Here is a 15,041-nt window from a genome sequence, read left to right on the forward strand (position 1 = left end):
GGCACTTCGCCCGAACTAATTTAGGTGGCCGCTGGCTGGGGCAGCACGATCTTGAGGGGCCTTGGAGCCTTTGTGCGGCAGCGCGCAATGTGTGAGCCTGGCGCGGTGGCTGCGCGGCGGGGGCCATGATAGCGTGGCGCTCACAGCGTCGCGAAACTCTTGAATGCGAGGAACTTCGGAGCATCAACTTCCAGTTCGCGCAATGCATTGATATATATCAACGTGTCGTAGGGCCTGCCTTCTTCCAGTAATTTGCACGCGGCAAATAGGAAGACAAAGGGGAGTCAAGGTGAACGCAAAGAAGTCGCGGGGAAAAGCCAAGACGGAAGTCGCCGAGGTAGAGGAGGATGTCCCGGTATTTCGCACACGCGCAGAGCGTCTCGCCGCCGGTCAGGCCTTGCGCGATGGCGTTTCGCGCGGCAGCCACGCGGACTGGACATCGCCAGCCCATGGCCGGGACCCCGTAGAGATTCTCGAAGCATCGAGTCAGGACCGACTGCCGGAACTGGTACCAATCCGCTACGGCCGAATGCTCCGTAGCCCTTTCACGTTCCTGCGCGGCTCCGCCGCACTCATGGCGCACGACCTCGCCACTACCCCAAGCACAGGAATTCGGGTGCAAGCCTGCGGAGACTGCCACCTGCTGAATTTTGGTTTATTTGCGACGCCGGAGCGAAATCTGGTCTTCGACCTGAATGACTTTGACGAAACCCTGCCCGCCCCCTGGGAATGGGATATCAAGCGGCTGGCAGCCAGCTTTGCGGTCGCAGCACGCGACAACAAATTGTCCGATACGGATGGCCGGAATGCCGTCCTGGAGTGCGTGCGTGCATATCGGGAACATCTGCGGGAGTATTCCCGGATGGACGCTCTGGAAGTCTGGTACGCGCGCCTGGACGCGGATACCCTCATTGCGATGGCGCCCGATGAAAAGGCGAAAAAGTTCCGGGAGCAAATCACAGCGAAAGCCCGCCAGCGTGTCGTCGAACACCTCTTTCCCAAGATTGCCGAGGAAGTGGACGGTCGACGCCGGCTGGTCGACCAACCACCGCTTATCTACCACATTGCTGACGCTGACATCGAGGAACGGCTTCGTGAGGGGCTCGTCGAATACCGGCAGACGCTTTCCGACGAGCGACGCGTCCTGTTCGATCGCTACCGCCTGGAAGACTTCGCCCTGAAAGTGGTGGGTATTGGGAGTGTGGGAACGCGCTGCTCCATGGGACTGTTTTCCGACGAAGAAGGACATCCCCTCCTCCTCCAGTTCAAGGAGGCCCGTCGGTCTGTTCTCGAGCCCTATGCGGGCAAGAGCCGCTATGACCTCCAGGGGCAGCGCGTCGTCATGGGGCAACGGCTGATGCAGTCTTCCAGCGACATCTTTTTGGGATGGGCGCGGGGGCGACGAGGCCATGACTTTTTTGTGCGCCAGTTGCGCGACATGAAGATGTCTTTTCCCGTCGAGGGAATGGCTGCCGTGCAGTTCAACCGCTATGCCGAGGTCTGCGGTTGGACTCTTGCTCGTGCCCACGCCAAGTCGGGGGATGCCACGACCATCAGTGGCTATCTAGGCAAGGCCGACACGTTTGACCAGGCAATGGGTGCGTTCGCTCTTGCCTACGCGGATCAGACGGAGCATGACCATGCGGCGTTGGTGAAGGCAGTACGCACAGGACGGGTCGAGGCTCTCATTGAGGAGGAGTAGGGATTCTGCGTCACTCAAAACTGGAAGCATTGGCGCAGAGCTCGATGCGGCACGCATTCGTCGCATATGGCGGAGCAGGGCACCTTCCTTTCGTCGGGGATACACGGCATCTACACCGTTAGCGCGCCTCTCCAAGTTCGTGGATGGATCCTGTATGTCCGGTAGCGGGCATACAGGAGAAAACTCCTCTGGTGGCAAGATGCTCTGGCAGTGTGGGACTAACCGTGCTTGTATGAGAATCTGGATCAGTTCAACCGGCTGTGCTCACCGCCGCTAGGCAGCAAGCGCAGCCTCGATCGAAGATCAGAACGCACGCCGCCATGAAAGCCGCACCCAAAGAAGATCCTCCGGCCGCCACGCATGGCTCCCTGCATCTTTCTTCAATGAGGCTATGGTTTTGCGTTGGGGCGGTGGCACTGTTCACTGGTTGCGCATCTCTCGGCCCCAAGACCATTCCCATGGATCGGTTCGATTACAGCACGGCGGTCGCCGATTCGTGGAAGCAGCAAATGCTCTTGAACATCGTCAAGCTGCGCTACATGGACTTGCCGGTCTTCGTAGAAGTGGCGTCCGTCGTAAGCGGCTACTCACTGCAAACCGGCGTGACCATCGGCGGCACGCTTTCGTCGGAGCGGGCGGTCCAGGGCAACTTCCTCTCGTCGGGGATACAGGGCATCTACACTGACCGGCCCACCATCACCTACACGCCGGCGACCGGGGAGAAGTTTCTGCGAGGAATCATCACGCCAATTGAGCCAAAGAACATTTTCTTCATGCTCCAGGGAGGTTATGCGGCGGACTTTATCCTGGGTCTGACTGTCGAGTCGCTCAATGGCGTGCGCAATCGCTCGATAGCTGGCGGCGCGCTGCGGGAGGCGGACCCTGAGTTTCGTCGCGTGCTCGCCCTGATGCGCGAAGTGCAGGCCGCAGGCGCAGTCGGAATGCGGGTGGAAGAGGACAAGACCAAAGGTTCGACCGCTGTGCTGTTCTTCCGGCGAGACGACGTGCCGTCTGACATCGTGGAGAAGACGGCTGAAATTCGGCGGTTGCTCAAGCTGCCTGCCGACGCGCAAAGGCTCACCCTCACCTATTCCCCGGCGCGCGGAGCGGACAACGAACTGGCTGTGAACAGCCGCTCGATGCTACAAGTCATGATCGCCTTTTCGAGTTACCTGGACGTACCGGAAGCGCACTTGAAGGAACACAGCGCGCTGCCCGGGTTCGAGGACGCGGCCACGGAGAGCCGGGACGACAAGGTGCGGATTCACAGCGGCAAGGACAGGCCGCCAGACACGTTTTCCGCCGTGCATTACCGCGACTATTGGTTTTGGGTCAACCACGGCGACTTGCAAACAAAACGCGCCCTCACGGCCGTCATGTTCTTCTTCACGCTGGTGGAAACTGGCGGCAACGAGAGGCTGCCATTAATCACAATCCCGGCACAATAAGGGTTGCGCCAGGTCTGCAGGTCTCGTACGAAGAGGCACTATCCTATGCAGAATAGGCCGGCAAACGCCTGCCAACCGAGGTGGAACCATCGCCACGCGCGGCGGCGTATGAACATAGCAGGGCTGAGGCTGTCGACCGGTTCCGGACGCGGCGGTGAACCTGGGACTCGACACCATCGAATCGGCAATGAATGCCGGCCAGGACATCGTAGGCGGCGAACTCTGTGATCACTACGCCTTCCGCCAGGACCAGGTCGACTGGCAGATCTGGATCGCTACCGGTAGCCGGCCACTGCCACGCAAGCTTGTCATCACCAGTCGCGCTAACGAGGCGCGTCCCCAGTCGGTCACGCAGTACAGGTGGAACCTGATTCCGAAGCTCAGGAGTCTGTGTTCGCGTTCACGCCACCAAAGGGGGCACGCGAGGCAGAGTTTGTTCCCCTGAAGAACCAGTAAAGGAGCACCGCCATGAGATACGCATTGGGTAAGCGGCTCGCCATGATCCCGGCCGTGCTCTTCCTCGCGGCTTCAGGCTGGGCGCCGACCGCCGAGGCACGTGGTGGCGGTCAAGGTGACGGAGGTCGTGCCGCCGGCGCGCATGCTGGCGGAGGCCGTGGCGGTGGTGGTGGCGGGGCGCAGCAGCAGGTAAGCAACCAGCGCGCGGATGCCCTACCAATAACGTGCGCAATACCAGCGTCAACAGTGTCAATGCCAACTGGAACGTCAATGTCAACTCGAACCGGAACGTCGACGTGAACGTCGAGGGCGGAGGGTGCTGCAACGGCTGGGACAACGACTACCACCCGGTGGCGGCGGCTGCTGCCGTGACGGCCACGGTCGCTGTGACGTCGACGGTCGTCGGCTCCATGGTCCGTTCGGTTCCGCCGAACTGCGTGCCGGTCAATTCTATGGCGGAATGGTCTACCAGCAGTGCGGCGGCACCTGGTACCAGCCACAGGGATCGCAGTACATCGTGGTCACCCCGCCGTATTGATGAGGTCGGTCAAAAAAATGGATGCCAACGTTTCGCACAATCTCGAAACGGAGTGCAGAATCGCGAGGGCGACAATGGTCAACGTCGGGCTCTCGGAGCCACTTGATGTGAACTGGGCTTCCGTCACAGATGAACAAATTCGCGATGTCGTGCGTCTGCCCCCACTTGTTGCACACACCGTCGCTGGGGCGCGCGCTCATGCGGGCAGTGATCCTGCAGCCGCGCATCAACCACCTGTTCTGGAAGCAGCGCAAGGTGGACGCGATGATGCTGAACGAACGCTTCGAATAGGCCGCGGCTGGCGGGCATGTGGGTCCGGTGCTGCCGCGCTTGCCCGATTCCGGGCAGGCAGTGCCAGAGGAGCCGAGATGAAGAGGCGATACTGGGTCTTGCGGGCGCTCGCATGCCTTGCCGCATGCATGGCCGGCGCCATGTCGGCCGGGCCGGCCGTTGCCTACTTCGACCACTACCTTGGCGGCACCATCGTCGGCACGCTCACGCCGGCGCAGGTCACTGCGTTGACCGACGTCTTTCGCAGGACGCTGGAGCAGGGCGCCGACCGGACCCGGCTGGCGTTCAGGCTGCCGCCTGATGCGCGCAAGCGGCCGGTTGAAGGTTGCAGATTCCTTCACGCCGTTGCATTCCCGGCACGACCGCGGCGACCGGTCCCGGCAACTGGGCAGTGAATTCCGCTGGGCCGGCGAAACCGAAGCCTGGACCGGGTGGTACTGCAAGGAGAAGAACGGCAACTGGAAGTCGCGCAAGCTGCCGAAGTAGGGGGGAACCCTCGCAACCAGGGCACCCTTCCCATCGCTATCGAATAAACAAGGGATCGTCGGCAAGCCCATGGCCAAGCATCATCGTTTCAGGCGCGGTAGGAATCCCATGTCTTCATGGCCGGGAGGATGTCTAATCGAAGAGCTCGTACTGTTTTTCGTCGTCGCGATCGGACAGAGGGGCAAATTCGGCTGCAAGGGGTCGTGGTCAGAAGTCTGACGGATCAGTTGGAGATGATCCGCGCTATCGAGTCGCTGGGAGTACGCCCGGTGATCGATTCAAGCTTCCACTTGCAGGAACTGCCTGCAGCGTTCCGGCACCAGGAAGCCGGTCGCCATATTGGCAAGATCGTCGTGGAGATGTAGGCAGGCGCTCTGTATATCTGACCTTCAGAGCCGGCTGTCTTCGGGCGTCGGGGATGGAGACTTGTAAAGCGCGGGGGTCTGCGCCATGATTGAAAAATGAAGGAAGATCCGCTCACTGACATTCTCACCTTAGCCAGCGCGCGATGTGTTGACGTTGGGAGCCTGGCGGCGATTCCCTCCGCCCAGGAAGCTCAAGTTTGTTGCCCTCATGAAGGGCGAATGCTGGCTGACCATTGAAGGGAAAGCTGCGCCGCGTCAGGTCATGACGGGCGACGTATTCGTGCTTCCGGCTGATCGGGCTTTCGTGCTGGCCGGCGACCTGAAAACCACTCCCGTCGATTGCAGCGGGCTTTTCGCTGATGCATTGGAAAAGATGGTGACAGTCGGCCATGGTGTCGACTTCTTCGCCGTTGGTGCACACATTGCCTTGGACCAGGAGCGTGGCAAGCTGCTGTCGGAGGTTCTGCCACCTTGCCTTCATATCGGCAGTAATTCGGCCGAGGCGTCGGCCATGCAATGGCTCCTGAATCAGCTCGGTCAGGAGCTTGTCTCTGATCGACCAGGGGCGGCGCTGGCATCCAGACAGCTGGCGCAGCTTCTGTGTATTCAGACAATCCGGTCTTATCTCGAGGCTTCCGGACCTTATGTCGTGGGATGGATCAAGGCACTCAGCGACGAGCGCCTTGCGCCCGCGTTGCGCCTAATGCATCGCGAGCCCGGTCGGGCGTGGGGGCTTGGCGAACTGGCGAAGGAGGTTGCCATGTCACGTACGAGCTTCGCCGTTCGCTTTAAGGCCATCGCGGGTATCCCGCCCCTGGCCTACCTGCAGAACCTGCGCATGCGCTTTGCTGAGTACCAGCTGCGCGAGAGTTCCATTTCGATATCGGACGGCAACTTTGCCTTCCAGGGAATAGTTCATGTCGTCTCCAGTGGATTGGTTAAAAGTCCTCCTGCAAAAAGATACATCCGTCGGACTGTGTACTGAATGCTTGAACTTTCACAAAACCTGCGAGAGCGTTCAAAAAAAGTGCTCATCAGAGACTTCCACGGGTGTTTTAGGGTGGAAACAGGGGTGACCTTGTATGACGCTGCTCTGGGTACCCTGTCGACGCAAACCATTCCTGATGGCGGCGACCCTCGCGCTCCGATGACAGAGGACGCAGCGACTTCGATCGACTGATAAATTGGGCGCTCCAGGGTCTGTTGGTATGCCGGCGCGGACCCAATCATGTGCTTTCGACCGGCATGGTCTACGCTGCTGGCCTGCCGTTGATGCTCTTGTGGCGGGCTGCCACGAAATCTTCCGCCTATCAGGGGTGATCGTCCTTTTCCTGCAGATTGATACGGTTATTGATAAGCCCCCAGTCCTTTGTTGGCGTAGGTTGCAGCCCATTCGCCTGACCTTATTGCGGCCATCCGAGCACTTGTCGTACAGTTTTGTCCCGAACGACACCCCGAATAGTTGTCGGCATTTGCGTATCGCTACGTTGGCAGGGAAGAGTTGCCTGCCCGCTTGACAGAATTTGACCTGCGGCAATTTTTTCAGCTCACCAGTGCTGACATCGCGGCAATACGGGAGCGGTTTCGGGCCGACAGATTCGCCGCGGTCGGCCTACAGCTCGTTTGCCTCCGGGCCTTCTGTCGGCCGTTGGACCGGTTTGCTGCCGTTCCGCATCGGTACCTGTGCGAAGCTTTCTCCGTGCCACTGCTGTCGATTGTCAGCCTGAAGACGCTGTACCAACGACGTCCGACGTTGTACGAGCATCAGCAATGGGTCAAGGAGCACCTTGGCATCAAGGCGCTCGATGTCACCAGCCAGGCCGCTTTGCTGGAGATGCTCCGCGTGCAAGCTGCCGCAGCGGCACACGTGGATGAACTTGTCACCACCGCCCAGCGATGGCTCTACGATCGCTGCCGCCTCATTCCGGGCCAGCGCCAGATCACCGACTTGGCACGGCATGCATTTTCCACCACCGCATTACGAGGTGACCTCCAACAGCATCGTCGATGTGGACTAAAGGCTACGATCTTCCAGGATCTGGTCTACAAGAGACCGCTCGAGAGGCCACGCGAGTGGCCTTCGCCTGTCGCTGACGTGATCAGCTTCGATCGGCATCAAGGACTGGTCGAACTGAATGCCAGTGACAGCTTCGATCTGCGCTTCGGCAAGCGTGCTGAAGCGGTATATGACTCCAATGGCCGGTTGCACGCTGGCGCAGGAACTTGCCCTTGTAGGGCGGATGCTGGCGTTGCCGATCCCAGCGCCTGAATAATGACGCAGACGGGTCGAAAATACCCTATGCCTTCCCAGATCAGTCAATGGTTGCGCCCGACCGCTTCACCACATCCGCCCACTTAGCGCTCTCCGTCTTGATGTATGCGCCTAGTTCCTCCGGTGTCGAACCAACCGGCACGATGCCGTCGGTAAGAAAGCGCTGGCGCAGATCCGAACTCCTGATCAGCCCGGCGATTTCGCTGCTCAGGCGCGCAACGATCGGCTTCGGCGTGCCGCGCGGCGCCAGCAGCGCGTACCACACATTGGAGTCGTAGCCGGGCACGCCGGCTTCGGCGATGGTGGGAACGTCAGGCATCGATACCGCCCGATTTGCGGTCGAGACGGCCAGTACCCGCAGCTTGCCTGCCTTGATCTGCTGGGCCGCGAGCCCGTAGCTGGCAAACATGGCGCTCACCTGCCCGGCCAGCAGCGCTGGCATAGCCGGCCCGGCGCCCTTGAAGGGAACGTGCACAAGCTCGATGCCGGCCTTCGATTTCAGCAATTCCATTGACAGGTGCGGACCGCTGCCGTTGCCCGACGATCCATATGTGTACTTGCCCGGATTGGCCTTGGCCAGCTTAATGAACTCGGCCAGATTGCGCGCCGGCACCGAGGGGTGCACCACCAGGAAGTATGGCGCCGAAGCCAGCAAGGACACTGGCTCGAAATCCTTGACCGGGTCGTAGGGCAGATTGCGGTACAGGCTCGGGTTGACGGCGAGTTGCGCCGTCAGCGCCAGTACCAGGGTATAGCCGTCGTTGGGCGCCTTCGCCACCATGTCCATACCGATATTGCCGTTGGCGCCGCCGTGGTTGTCCATGATGAAACGCTGCCCGGTACGCTGTGAAAGATACTGAGCCAGGGGCCGTCCGACGATATCCCCGCCGCCGCCAACGGCATACGGCACGATCACGCGAACGGGCTTGTTTGGATAGGAGTCGGCTTGCGCGCCATGCGCCGTCGCAGCGGTCGCAAATAGCAGCGTCATTGCGACAAGTCTTCCCAGTTGTTTCGCGGCTTGGAACATTGCATGGTCTCCTTTGAGTATGGTTTTGATTGCGGTCAGTTCAGCCAGCCGCTTGCCCGGATTCTGTCGAGGAGTGCGTCGACGATTACTGGCGCCAGCCCGACATAGGTGGCTGGGTCAAGAAGCTGCTTGAGTAATGTGGGATCCAGTGCGTCGCGGACCGCAGCGTTGCGCAACAGAGCTTGCTCGAAGGTGATGCCAGTCTCCATCCCTTGCATGGCAGCGGCGTAGACCAGCTCATGCGCACTTTGCTTGCCGACTTTCTCTGCGAGCGCGAACATCACGCGCTCCGACATCAGGAAGCCACCGAGCAGATCCAGGTTGGCCCGCATCCTGTCAGTCTTTACCGTCAGACCGGACAGCGCCTGATGCATCATTTCCAGCATGGCTGCGGTCATCATGCAGGCCTCGGGAACCGCTTTCCACTCCATGCGCACAGCGGCCACATCGCGTTCGTGCTCGGCCATCTGGGCATCGTGCATCATCGCCACGCTGTAGCGGATGGCGCGACTCAGGGTGACGACCGTCTCCACAACTGCAGGGTTCCGTTTATGAGGCATGGTGGACGAGCCCACCTTGCCTTCGCTGAAGGGCTCAGCGACTTCGCCGACCTCGTCAGCCTCCAGGTTCATAATCTCATTGGCGATCTTGCCCAACGTTGCGCCAAGCAGTCCCAGCACCCCAACATACTCCCCAAGCCGGTCCCGCGCGGGCTGCCAGCTTATCTCTGCCACATTCAACCCCAGGCGCGCCATGACCCGCTTTTCCAGTTCGATGGCGTGCGGGCCGAAGGACGCCTTGGTGCCTACCGCCCCAACCATCTGGCCGACAAAGGTGCGCGCCTCCAGCGCGACCAAACGTTCATTGTGACGGCAAAGTTCCGCCAACCATATCGCGCATTTATGGCCAAAAGTAATGGGCAAAGCCTGCACCGAATGCGTGCGGCCGGCCATCGGGGTATGTTTGTGCGCGTCGGCAAGCCGGAACAGCGCCTGCGCCACCGCGGCCAGGTCGCGCGTTAGGATGTGGTGCGCTTCCCGGACCTGCAACATCATGCCGGTGTCGTATACGTCCTGAGAAGTCGGGCCGAAATGCACGAACTCTCCGGCTTCGCCGCCACACTGGCGCTGCAGGGCGCGCACCGCTGGCACCAGCGGGTGCTTGACGCGGCGAACCTCGATAGCAAGCTGGTCCAGATCGATGTGCGCCACCCGCGCCCGCGCGGCAATTTCCCGTGCCGCGGCCGCTGGGATGATCTCGAGTTCTGCCTGTTCCAGCGCCAGCGCCGCCTCGAAGTCCAGCCACTTCTGCACCCGGTTCTCTTCCGAGAATACGGCGCGCATCTCCTCCGTGCTCCACATATGCCGCTGGAGGGCCTGGTCGAAAACACTGCTTGTCATTTGCTGACGCCTTCTGTCGCTGTAAGGGAAATGACAGTCATTCTGGAGCGATCAAATCATTCTGTAAAATGACATGTTTGGAGACATTCATTACCAAAATGGCATGATATGACGCTACAACAACTTCGCTGCATCCGGGCAGTGATCGACAGCAAGCTGAGCGTTTCGCGCGCGGCGGATGCACTGCACACCACGCAGCCTGCGGTCAGTAAGCTGATCCGCGCGCTCGAGAATGAGATCGGTATAGAGTTGTTCGTGCGTCGCGGAAACCGGCTGGTGAGCCTCACCGATGCAGGACAGGAAGCGGCCGCGCTTGCAAGGCGCGTCTTGAACGACACGCACGCATTGTCCAACCTGGCGCGTACGACCCAGGCGATGAACAGTGGAACGCTGCGTATCGGCACTACGCATATCCATGCCCGATATGCGCTGCTCGACGTCATCAAGCGGTTCCGAGGCGCTTATCAGGAGATTGATCTGGAACTAGCGCAGGGCACACCCGCGGAAATCCTACGATGGGTCAGCGAAGGCGCCGTAGACCTTGGCATCTCAACGCTGCCACAAAGCACGCCCGAGAGCATCATCACGCTCGATGCTTATCCGATCCGCCGCTGCCTGATCGTTCCCCGCGATCATCCTCTCTTGCGGCGGAAGAGGGTCACCATCGAGGACATCGCGCAATACCCGCTGGTGGCTTATGACGAGCGCTTCAACTCAGGCTGGGTAGTGCTGCGCGAGTTCGAGCGCCATGGGTTCTCCCCACGCGTAGTGGTAAGGGCCACCGATGCCAATGTCATCAAAGCCTATGTTGCTGCCGGCCTGGGCGTTGCCGTACTCCAGCAGATGGCGCTGGAGCCAGACAGGGACACGGACTTGGCGATGATCGAGACAGGCGGCATATTCCCGCAATCCATGGCTGTAATCAGCCTGCGTGCCGACCAGTTCGTGCGGGGCTATATGCAAGCCTTTATCGACATGCTTTCGCCGAGCAGCACGAGACCGGGCGAGGCTGCGCCGAGCCCAGCATCAACTTCCGCATTGGATAGAGGGGAGATGTGGCGCAGCCGATTTCGTTTGCGTTCGCGCGTTAGGTCACGATAACGGGGCCTTGTCGTCCGTGATCGTTTAGGTGGCCAGGGAATTCGAAACCGCGCTGACCGGCGAGTTGACGCAAGCCTTCGCGCACAACGTCATGTTACAGTTCGTCGGAGCCATTCGAAAAAGCTGGATTGTCGGCGACGGCTCACCCGTGCTACAAGATAGCCGCACATTTGGCGCAGGCTCAGGGAAACGGCTTCAAATCACTTCAGGAGGGCCAGAAGGTCAGTTTTGAAGTCAAGCAAGGTCCCAAGGGGAAACAGGCAGCGAACATCAAACCGCTGTAAGTTTTCCGCGCCGCAAACGCGTCCTGTCAGGGCAGGGGCCGATGCGTGATCGCTGTGGGTCTGGAGCAGGGCGTCGAAAAGGGGCGCGCGCCTGCGCCTTTGATCAACGCTCGAGAAAGGGCCTCAACTTGTCAGCGCGACTGGGATGCATCAGTTTACGCATCGCCTTGCTCTCAATCTGACGGATCCGCTCGCGGGTGACGTCGAACTGCTTGCCGACCTCTTCAAGCGTCCGATCAGAGGTCGTATCGAGCCCGAATCGCATCCGCAGGACCTTGGCCTCGCGCGGCGATAACCCGTCGAGTGCCTCATCGATCGCGGTGCGCATGTTCGCGCGAATCGCGGCCTCAGCCGGTGAACTCGCAGAGACATCCTCAATCATGTCACCGAGCGTCGCGTCGGCGTCGTCGCCCACAGGGGTCTCGAGCGAGACAGGTTGCCTCGCGCTCCTGAGGATACTGCGCACTTTTTCCTCGGACATCTCCATGCGCTCGGCGAGGACGGAGGGATGCGCTTCCTGTCCCATCTGTTGCAAGAATTCGCGCGAAATCCGATTCAGCTTGTTGATCATCTCGATCATGTGGACCGGCACACGAATGGTCCGTGCCTGATCGGCAAGCGCACGCGTGACAGCCTGCCGGACCCACCAAGTGGCGTACGTCGAAAACTTCCAGCCGCGCCGGTATTCGAACTTGTCCACCGCCTTCATCAGGCCGATATTGCCTTCCTGGATTAGATCCAGGAACTGCATGCCACGGTTCACGTATTTCTTGGCGATTGAAATGACAAGACGAAGATTCGCTTCAATCAGCTCTCGCTTGGCCTGCCGCATTTTCAACTCCGCGGCACTCATCTGGCGGTTGATCCGCTTGAGCTGCTGGAGCGGCAGCGAGACCCTGGCCTCGATGTCGATGAGTTTCTGCTGGCCGGCCCGAATGGCCGGCAGATGTCGCTCGAGCGCCGCGCCAAACTGCCGCGAAGTCGCCGCCATGTGGCTGGCCCATTCAAGGTCGGTCTCGTGGCCCGGGAACGACTCGACAAACGCCTCGCGCGGCATGCCGCAACGGTCGACGGCGATCTCCAGGATGCTGCGCTCGATCGCACGAACCTCGGTAATCTGTTCGTGCACGCTGGCACACAGGCGGTCGATAGTCTTGGCCGTAAAGCGGATCGGTCCTAGTTCGCGCTGGATCTCCGAGCGCAATTGCGCAACGGCTGCGGAACGGGCTTTCCCAGTAACGGGTGCATCCGGCAACTGCTCGAACAGTACACGCACGCGCGCGAAAATCGCAAGACTGTCGATCGTGAGTTGTTCGAGGCGGGCTGCGTTCGCTTCCTCCGGATCCACGGCGTCCATTTCAGCGTCATCACCGTCCGGGTCATCGTCGGAGGCGTCTGCTTCCACTTGAACTTCATCGGACTCTAGCGCCATTTCGCCTTCGTTCACGTCGTCGCTGATGCCATCGACCAGTTCGTCGATGCGCAGTTCGCCGGCAACGATGCGGTCCACATCGGCAAGAATCGTGGACACGACTGACGGACACGGGGCGATCGCCTGAATCATGTCCTGCAGGCCGCCTTCGATGCGTTTTGCGATCTCGATTTCGCCGGCGCGAGTCAGCAGTTCATTGGCGCCCATTTCGCGCATGTACATCCGGACCGGATCAGTAGTGCGGCCGAATTCGGAATCGACGGTCGACAGTGCAGCTTCCGCTTCCTCGTCCGCCTGATCGTCGGATGCCGCGGCAGGCGCGGCGTCGCTTAACAGGAGCGTCTCCGCGTCCGGCGTCTGCTCGTACACGGCCACCCCCATGTCGCTGAACGTGCTGACGATCGTCTCCATCGCAGCAGTTTGCGTAAAGTTGTCGGGCAGGTGATCGTTGATGTCCGAGTGGGTGAGATAGCCGCGCTCACGGCCAAGCGCGATCAGCGCGCGCATCTGGCGTTGACGCTCCTCATCCTGGCGCGCCATGGACGTGATGTCCAGCGGTGTTGCGACCACCTGGATCTTACCTTTTGGAGAGCGGCGGCCGGTCTTTGACGTGACCGCGATCGTGCGGGATGCTGAATCGTCGCGAACTGGATTTGCCAATACACTCTCCTCGACAGGTTGGCCGACGATCGTCGCGAACATGACGGCTGGTCAAGCCTGTCGGGGAGCGAACGAAATCGTGGAATGACGCACGGACAGTCGAGGCCTGAATGCCTCTCGCGGAATCCGGTGTGCGCAGAACGGGGGATTGTGAATAATACCAGCCGACGTTGTGCGGCGCAATATGCGGTGGCTACGGTTTGGTTGAGACCAGATGTCCTGCCACCATTGCACTGTATATTTATACAGGTGCGACCTGAAAGTCGGAGACCGCGCCAAAGCGGGGGCGAACGACCGGACCACCGCCGAGAGGCCAATAAGGCACTTACAATGCGCGCATGGCTTCCGATCCTGGGGCGGCGACCTCCATCCTTCAACTTCGAATTGCTCTGCGTGGCCTGAGCCCGCCGGTTTGGCGACGCGTCCTCGTTCCCGAGTATTTGACGCTCGCACAATTGCACGATGTCATCCAGGTAATCATGGGCTGGGCGGGCGAACATCTGCACCAGTTCAGCATTCGTGGCAGGCAGTACGGCGCAGCTCATGAGGACGTCTTGCAGTTCTCCACCGTGGGCGTTGATGTCCTATGGCTTGACCGTCAACGTGCTGCAGGAGATTTTGCCGCTCGATTACGTCCTGGCAGCCAGTTCGATCCGACGTCAGGTCACTTCGCTCGGTCGCCGGCTGGAAGCGGAACAGGCCACCGACGCCCTGCAGCAGGCGGAGGTGGCCGCGAGCGTCGGTTCGTCCGAGATCCCGGAGCCCAGTCCGATCCGCGCGGTCGGCATTGACGGCGGCTACCTTCGGCGGGCCGGCCACTGGCGCCGCCAGGATGGCTGGTTTGAAGTGATCGTCGGGAAGTCCCTGCGGGATCAGGATGGCGGGCATAGTTTTGCCTACGTGCACAAGCTGGAGCGCCGACCGGCCGATCGTATGTGGAACTTCCTGCTACGAGAAGGTGTGCAACCCAGTCAACCGGTCACCTTCCTGTCGGACGGAGGCGATACCGTACGGATTGCGCAGCTCGGCTTTGGTGACCGCGGTGAGTACGTTCTCGATTGGTTCCACATCGCGATGCGGGTACAGAACCTCGAACAGATGATCAAGGGCCGGCCGGCACACTGCGACGGCCCGACCAACGCGGCATTGATCAAGACGCTGCATGGCGCCAAGTGGCACCTGTGGCACGGCTGCCCCCGTCCGGCGTTGCGCCGACTGGAAAGCCTGGGCTGGGATCTGGAAGCTGAGGCCAGCCCCGAAGAGGCCAAACTCCTCGGCAAGCTCGAGGAGTTCTTTGTCTACCTCGACAACAATCGGCACTTCATCGTGAACTACGGTGACCGCTATCGGCATGGGGAGCCCATTGCATCAGGTTTTGTCGAGTCAGCCGTCAACCAGGTGGTGAGCAAGCGGTTCGTCAAACGGCAGCAGATGGCCTGGCGGCCTCGGCACGCGCACAACCTGCTGCAAAGCCGGACCGCAATGCTCAATGACCAGTCTGGTCTTACGTTGAACGATGGTATCCCTCCATCGCCAAAGAAAAAGACTATCGCTTTGCCGCCTAGTCAGCCCCCGG

The 15,041-nt window shown here is 60.6% G+C and carries 10 protein-coding genes and 5 pseudogenes; 11 read left to right on the forward strand and 4 right to left on the reverse strand.

Annotated elements, in window-relative coordinates:
- Positions 1–289 precede the first annotated feature (289 nt).
- The 3 genes from K307_RS03075 (at position 290) to K307_RS03085 (ending at position 3,595) form a co-directional block, all read left to right on the forward strand.
- Positions 290–1,702 (forward strand): DUF2252 domain-containing protein, encoded by a 1,413-nt coding sequence (locus K307_RS03075; protein ID WP_080744854.1) that lies wholly within the window; start codon positions 290–292, stop codon positions 1,700–1,702.
- A gap of 320 nt (positions 1,703–2,022) precedes the next feature.
- The gene (locus K307_RS03080; RefSeq protein WP_051975005.1) at positions 2,023–3,150 is read left to right on the forward strand and encodes a hypothetical protein; all 1,128 of its coding nucleotides are present in this window, start codon (positions 2,023–2,025) and stop codon (positions 3,148–3,150) included.
- A gap of 187 nt (positions 3,151–3,337) precedes the next feature.
- The gene (locus K307_RS03085) at positions 3,338–3,595 is read left to right on the forward strand and encodes a DUF2092 domain-containing protein (RefSeq protein ID WP_329955910.1); all 258 of its coding nucleotides are present in this window, start codon (positions 3,338–3,340) and stop codon (positions 3,593–3,595) included.
- 532 nt (positions 3,596–4,127) lie between these two features.
- On the opposite strand, the pseudogene K307_RS47365 reads toward K307_RS03085, so the two are convergent.
- Positions 4,128–4,353, reverse strand: a pseudogene (locus tag K307_RS47365) (GMC oxidoreductase); the annotation flags it as partial.
- Positions 4,354–4,512: 159 nt separating this feature from the next.
- Between K307_RS47365 and K307_RS03090 the strand changes: the two are divergent.
- The 4 genes and pseudogenes from K307_RS03090 to K307_RS47370 all read left to right on the forward strand — a co-directional run.
- Positions 4,513–4,830: a hypothetical protein gene (locus K307_RS03090; RefSeq protein WP_230625954.1), complete on the forward strand. Its 318-nt coding sequence runs from the start codon at positions 4,513–4,515 to the stop codon at positions 4,828–4,830.
- Positions 4,831–5,049: 219 nt separating this feature from the next.
- Positions 5,050–5,286 carry a zinc-binding dehydrogenase gene (locus K307_RS45355; protein WP_230625425.1) on the forward strand — a complete coding sequence of 79 codons (237 nt, stop codon included), beginning with the start codon at positions 5,050–5,052 and terminating at the stop codon, positions 5,284–5,286.
- A 208-nt stretch (positions 5,287–5,494) separates the two neighbouring features.
- A complete protein-coding gene (locus K307_RS03095) occupies positions 5,495–6,271 on the forward strand; it encodes an AraC family transcriptional regulator (RefSeq protein ID WP_051974607.1) in 777 nt (258 codons plus the stop codon).
- A 477-nt stretch (positions 6,272–6,748) separates the two neighbouring features.
- A pseudogene (locus tag K307_RS47370) lies at positions 6,749–7,255 on the forward strand (DUF4158 domain-containing protein); the annotation flags it as partial.
- A gap of 343 nt (positions 7,256–7,598) precedes the next feature.
- Here the strand turns inward: K307_RS47370 and K307_RS03105 are convergent.
- Entirely contained in the window at positions 7,599–8,588 is a 990-nt protein-coding gene (locus tag K307_RS03105) for a Bug family tripartite tricarboxylate transporter substrate binding protein (RefSeq protein ID WP_042876239.1), read from the reverse strand.
- A gap of 35 nt (positions 8,589–8,623) precedes the next feature.
- A complete protein-coding gene (purB, locus tag K307_RS03110) occupies positions 8,624–9,988 on the reverse strand; it encodes an adenylosuccinate lyase (RefSeq protein ID WP_042876240.1) in 1,365 nt (454 codons plus the stop codon).
- 108 nt (positions 9,989–10,096) lie between these two features.
- Between purB and K307_RS03115 the strand changes: the two genes are divergently transcribed.
- Complete coding sequence (locus K307_RS03115; RefSeq protein ID WP_063771652.1) at positions 10,097–11,089, forward strand: LysR substrate-binding domain-containing protein; 993 nt, start codon at positions 10,097–10,099, stop codon at positions 11,087–11,089.
- Between the two features lie 164 nt (positions 11,090–11,253).
- Positions 11,254–11,373: pseudogene (locus K307_RS45360) on the forward strand (cold-shock protein); the annotation flags it as partial.
- Between the two features lie 103 nt (positions 11,374–11,476).
- Here K307_RS45360 and rpoD read toward each other — a convergent pair.
- Positions 11,477–13,507: an RNA polymerase sigma factor RpoD gene (rpoD, locus tag K307_RS03120; protein WP_196251511.1), complete on the reverse strand. Its 2,031-nt coding sequence runs from the start codon at positions 13,505–13,507 to the stop codon at positions 11,477–11,479.
- Between the two features lie 296 nt (positions 13,508–13,803).
- Here rpoD and K307_RS50850 point away from each other — a divergent pair.
- Together K307_RS50850 and K307_RS03125 are read left to right on the forward strand one after the other, a co-directional pair.
- A pseudogene (locus tag K307_RS50850) lies at positions 13,804–13,956 on the forward strand (IS1096 element passenger TnpR family protein); the annotation flags it as partial.
- A gap of 82 nt (positions 13,957–14,038) precedes the next feature.
- A pseudogene (locus K307_RS03125) lies at positions 14,039–15,030 on the forward strand (ISKra4 family transposase); the annotation flags it as partial.
- Positions 15,031–15,041 lie beyond the last annotated feature (11 nt).

Source organism: Cupriavidus necator A5-1 (assembly GCF_000744095.1).
GTDB lineage: Bacteria > Pseudomonadota > Gammaproteobacteria > Burkholderiales > Burkholderiaceae > Cupriavidus > Cupriavidus necator_A.

Bases quoted from the DNA above. Each gene is read 5' to 3' on its own strand.
- K307_RS03115 (WP_063771652.1), top strand. From the start codon at position 10,097: ATGACGCTACAACAACTTCGCTGCATCCGGGCAGTGATCGACAGCAAG.
- rpoD (WP_196251511.1), bottom strand. From the start codon at position 13,507: ATGTTCGCGACGATCGTCGGCCAACCTGTCGAGGAGAGTGTATTGGCA.
- K307_RS03085 (WP_329955910.1), top strand. From the start codon at position 3,338: ATGAATGCCGGCCAGGACATCGTAGGCGGCGAACTCTGTGATCACTAC.
- K307_RS03090 (WP_230625954.1), top strand. From the start codon at position 4,513: ATGAAGAGGCGATACTGGGTCTTGCGGGCGCTCGCATGCCTTGCCGCA.
- purB (WP_042876240.1), bottom strand. From the start codon at position 9,988: ATGACAAGCAGTGTTTTCGACCAGGCCCTCCAGCGGCATATGTGGAGC.
- K307_RS03080 (WP_051975005.1), top strand. From the start codon at position 2,023: ATGAAAGCCGCACCCAAAGAAGATCCTCCGGCCGCCACGCATGGCTCC.
- K307_RS45355 (WP_230625425.1), top strand. From the start codon at position 5,050: ATGTCTAATCGAAGAGCTCGTACTGTTTTTCGTCGTCGCGATCGGACA.
- K307_RS03105 (WP_042876239.1), bottom strand. From the start codon at position 8,588: ATGTTCCAAGCCGCGAAACAACTGGGAAGACTTGTCGCAATGACGCTG.
- K307_RS03095 (WP_051974607.1), top strand. From the start codon at position 5,495: ATGAAGGGCGAATGCTGGCTGACCATTGAAGGGAAAGCTGCGCCGCGT.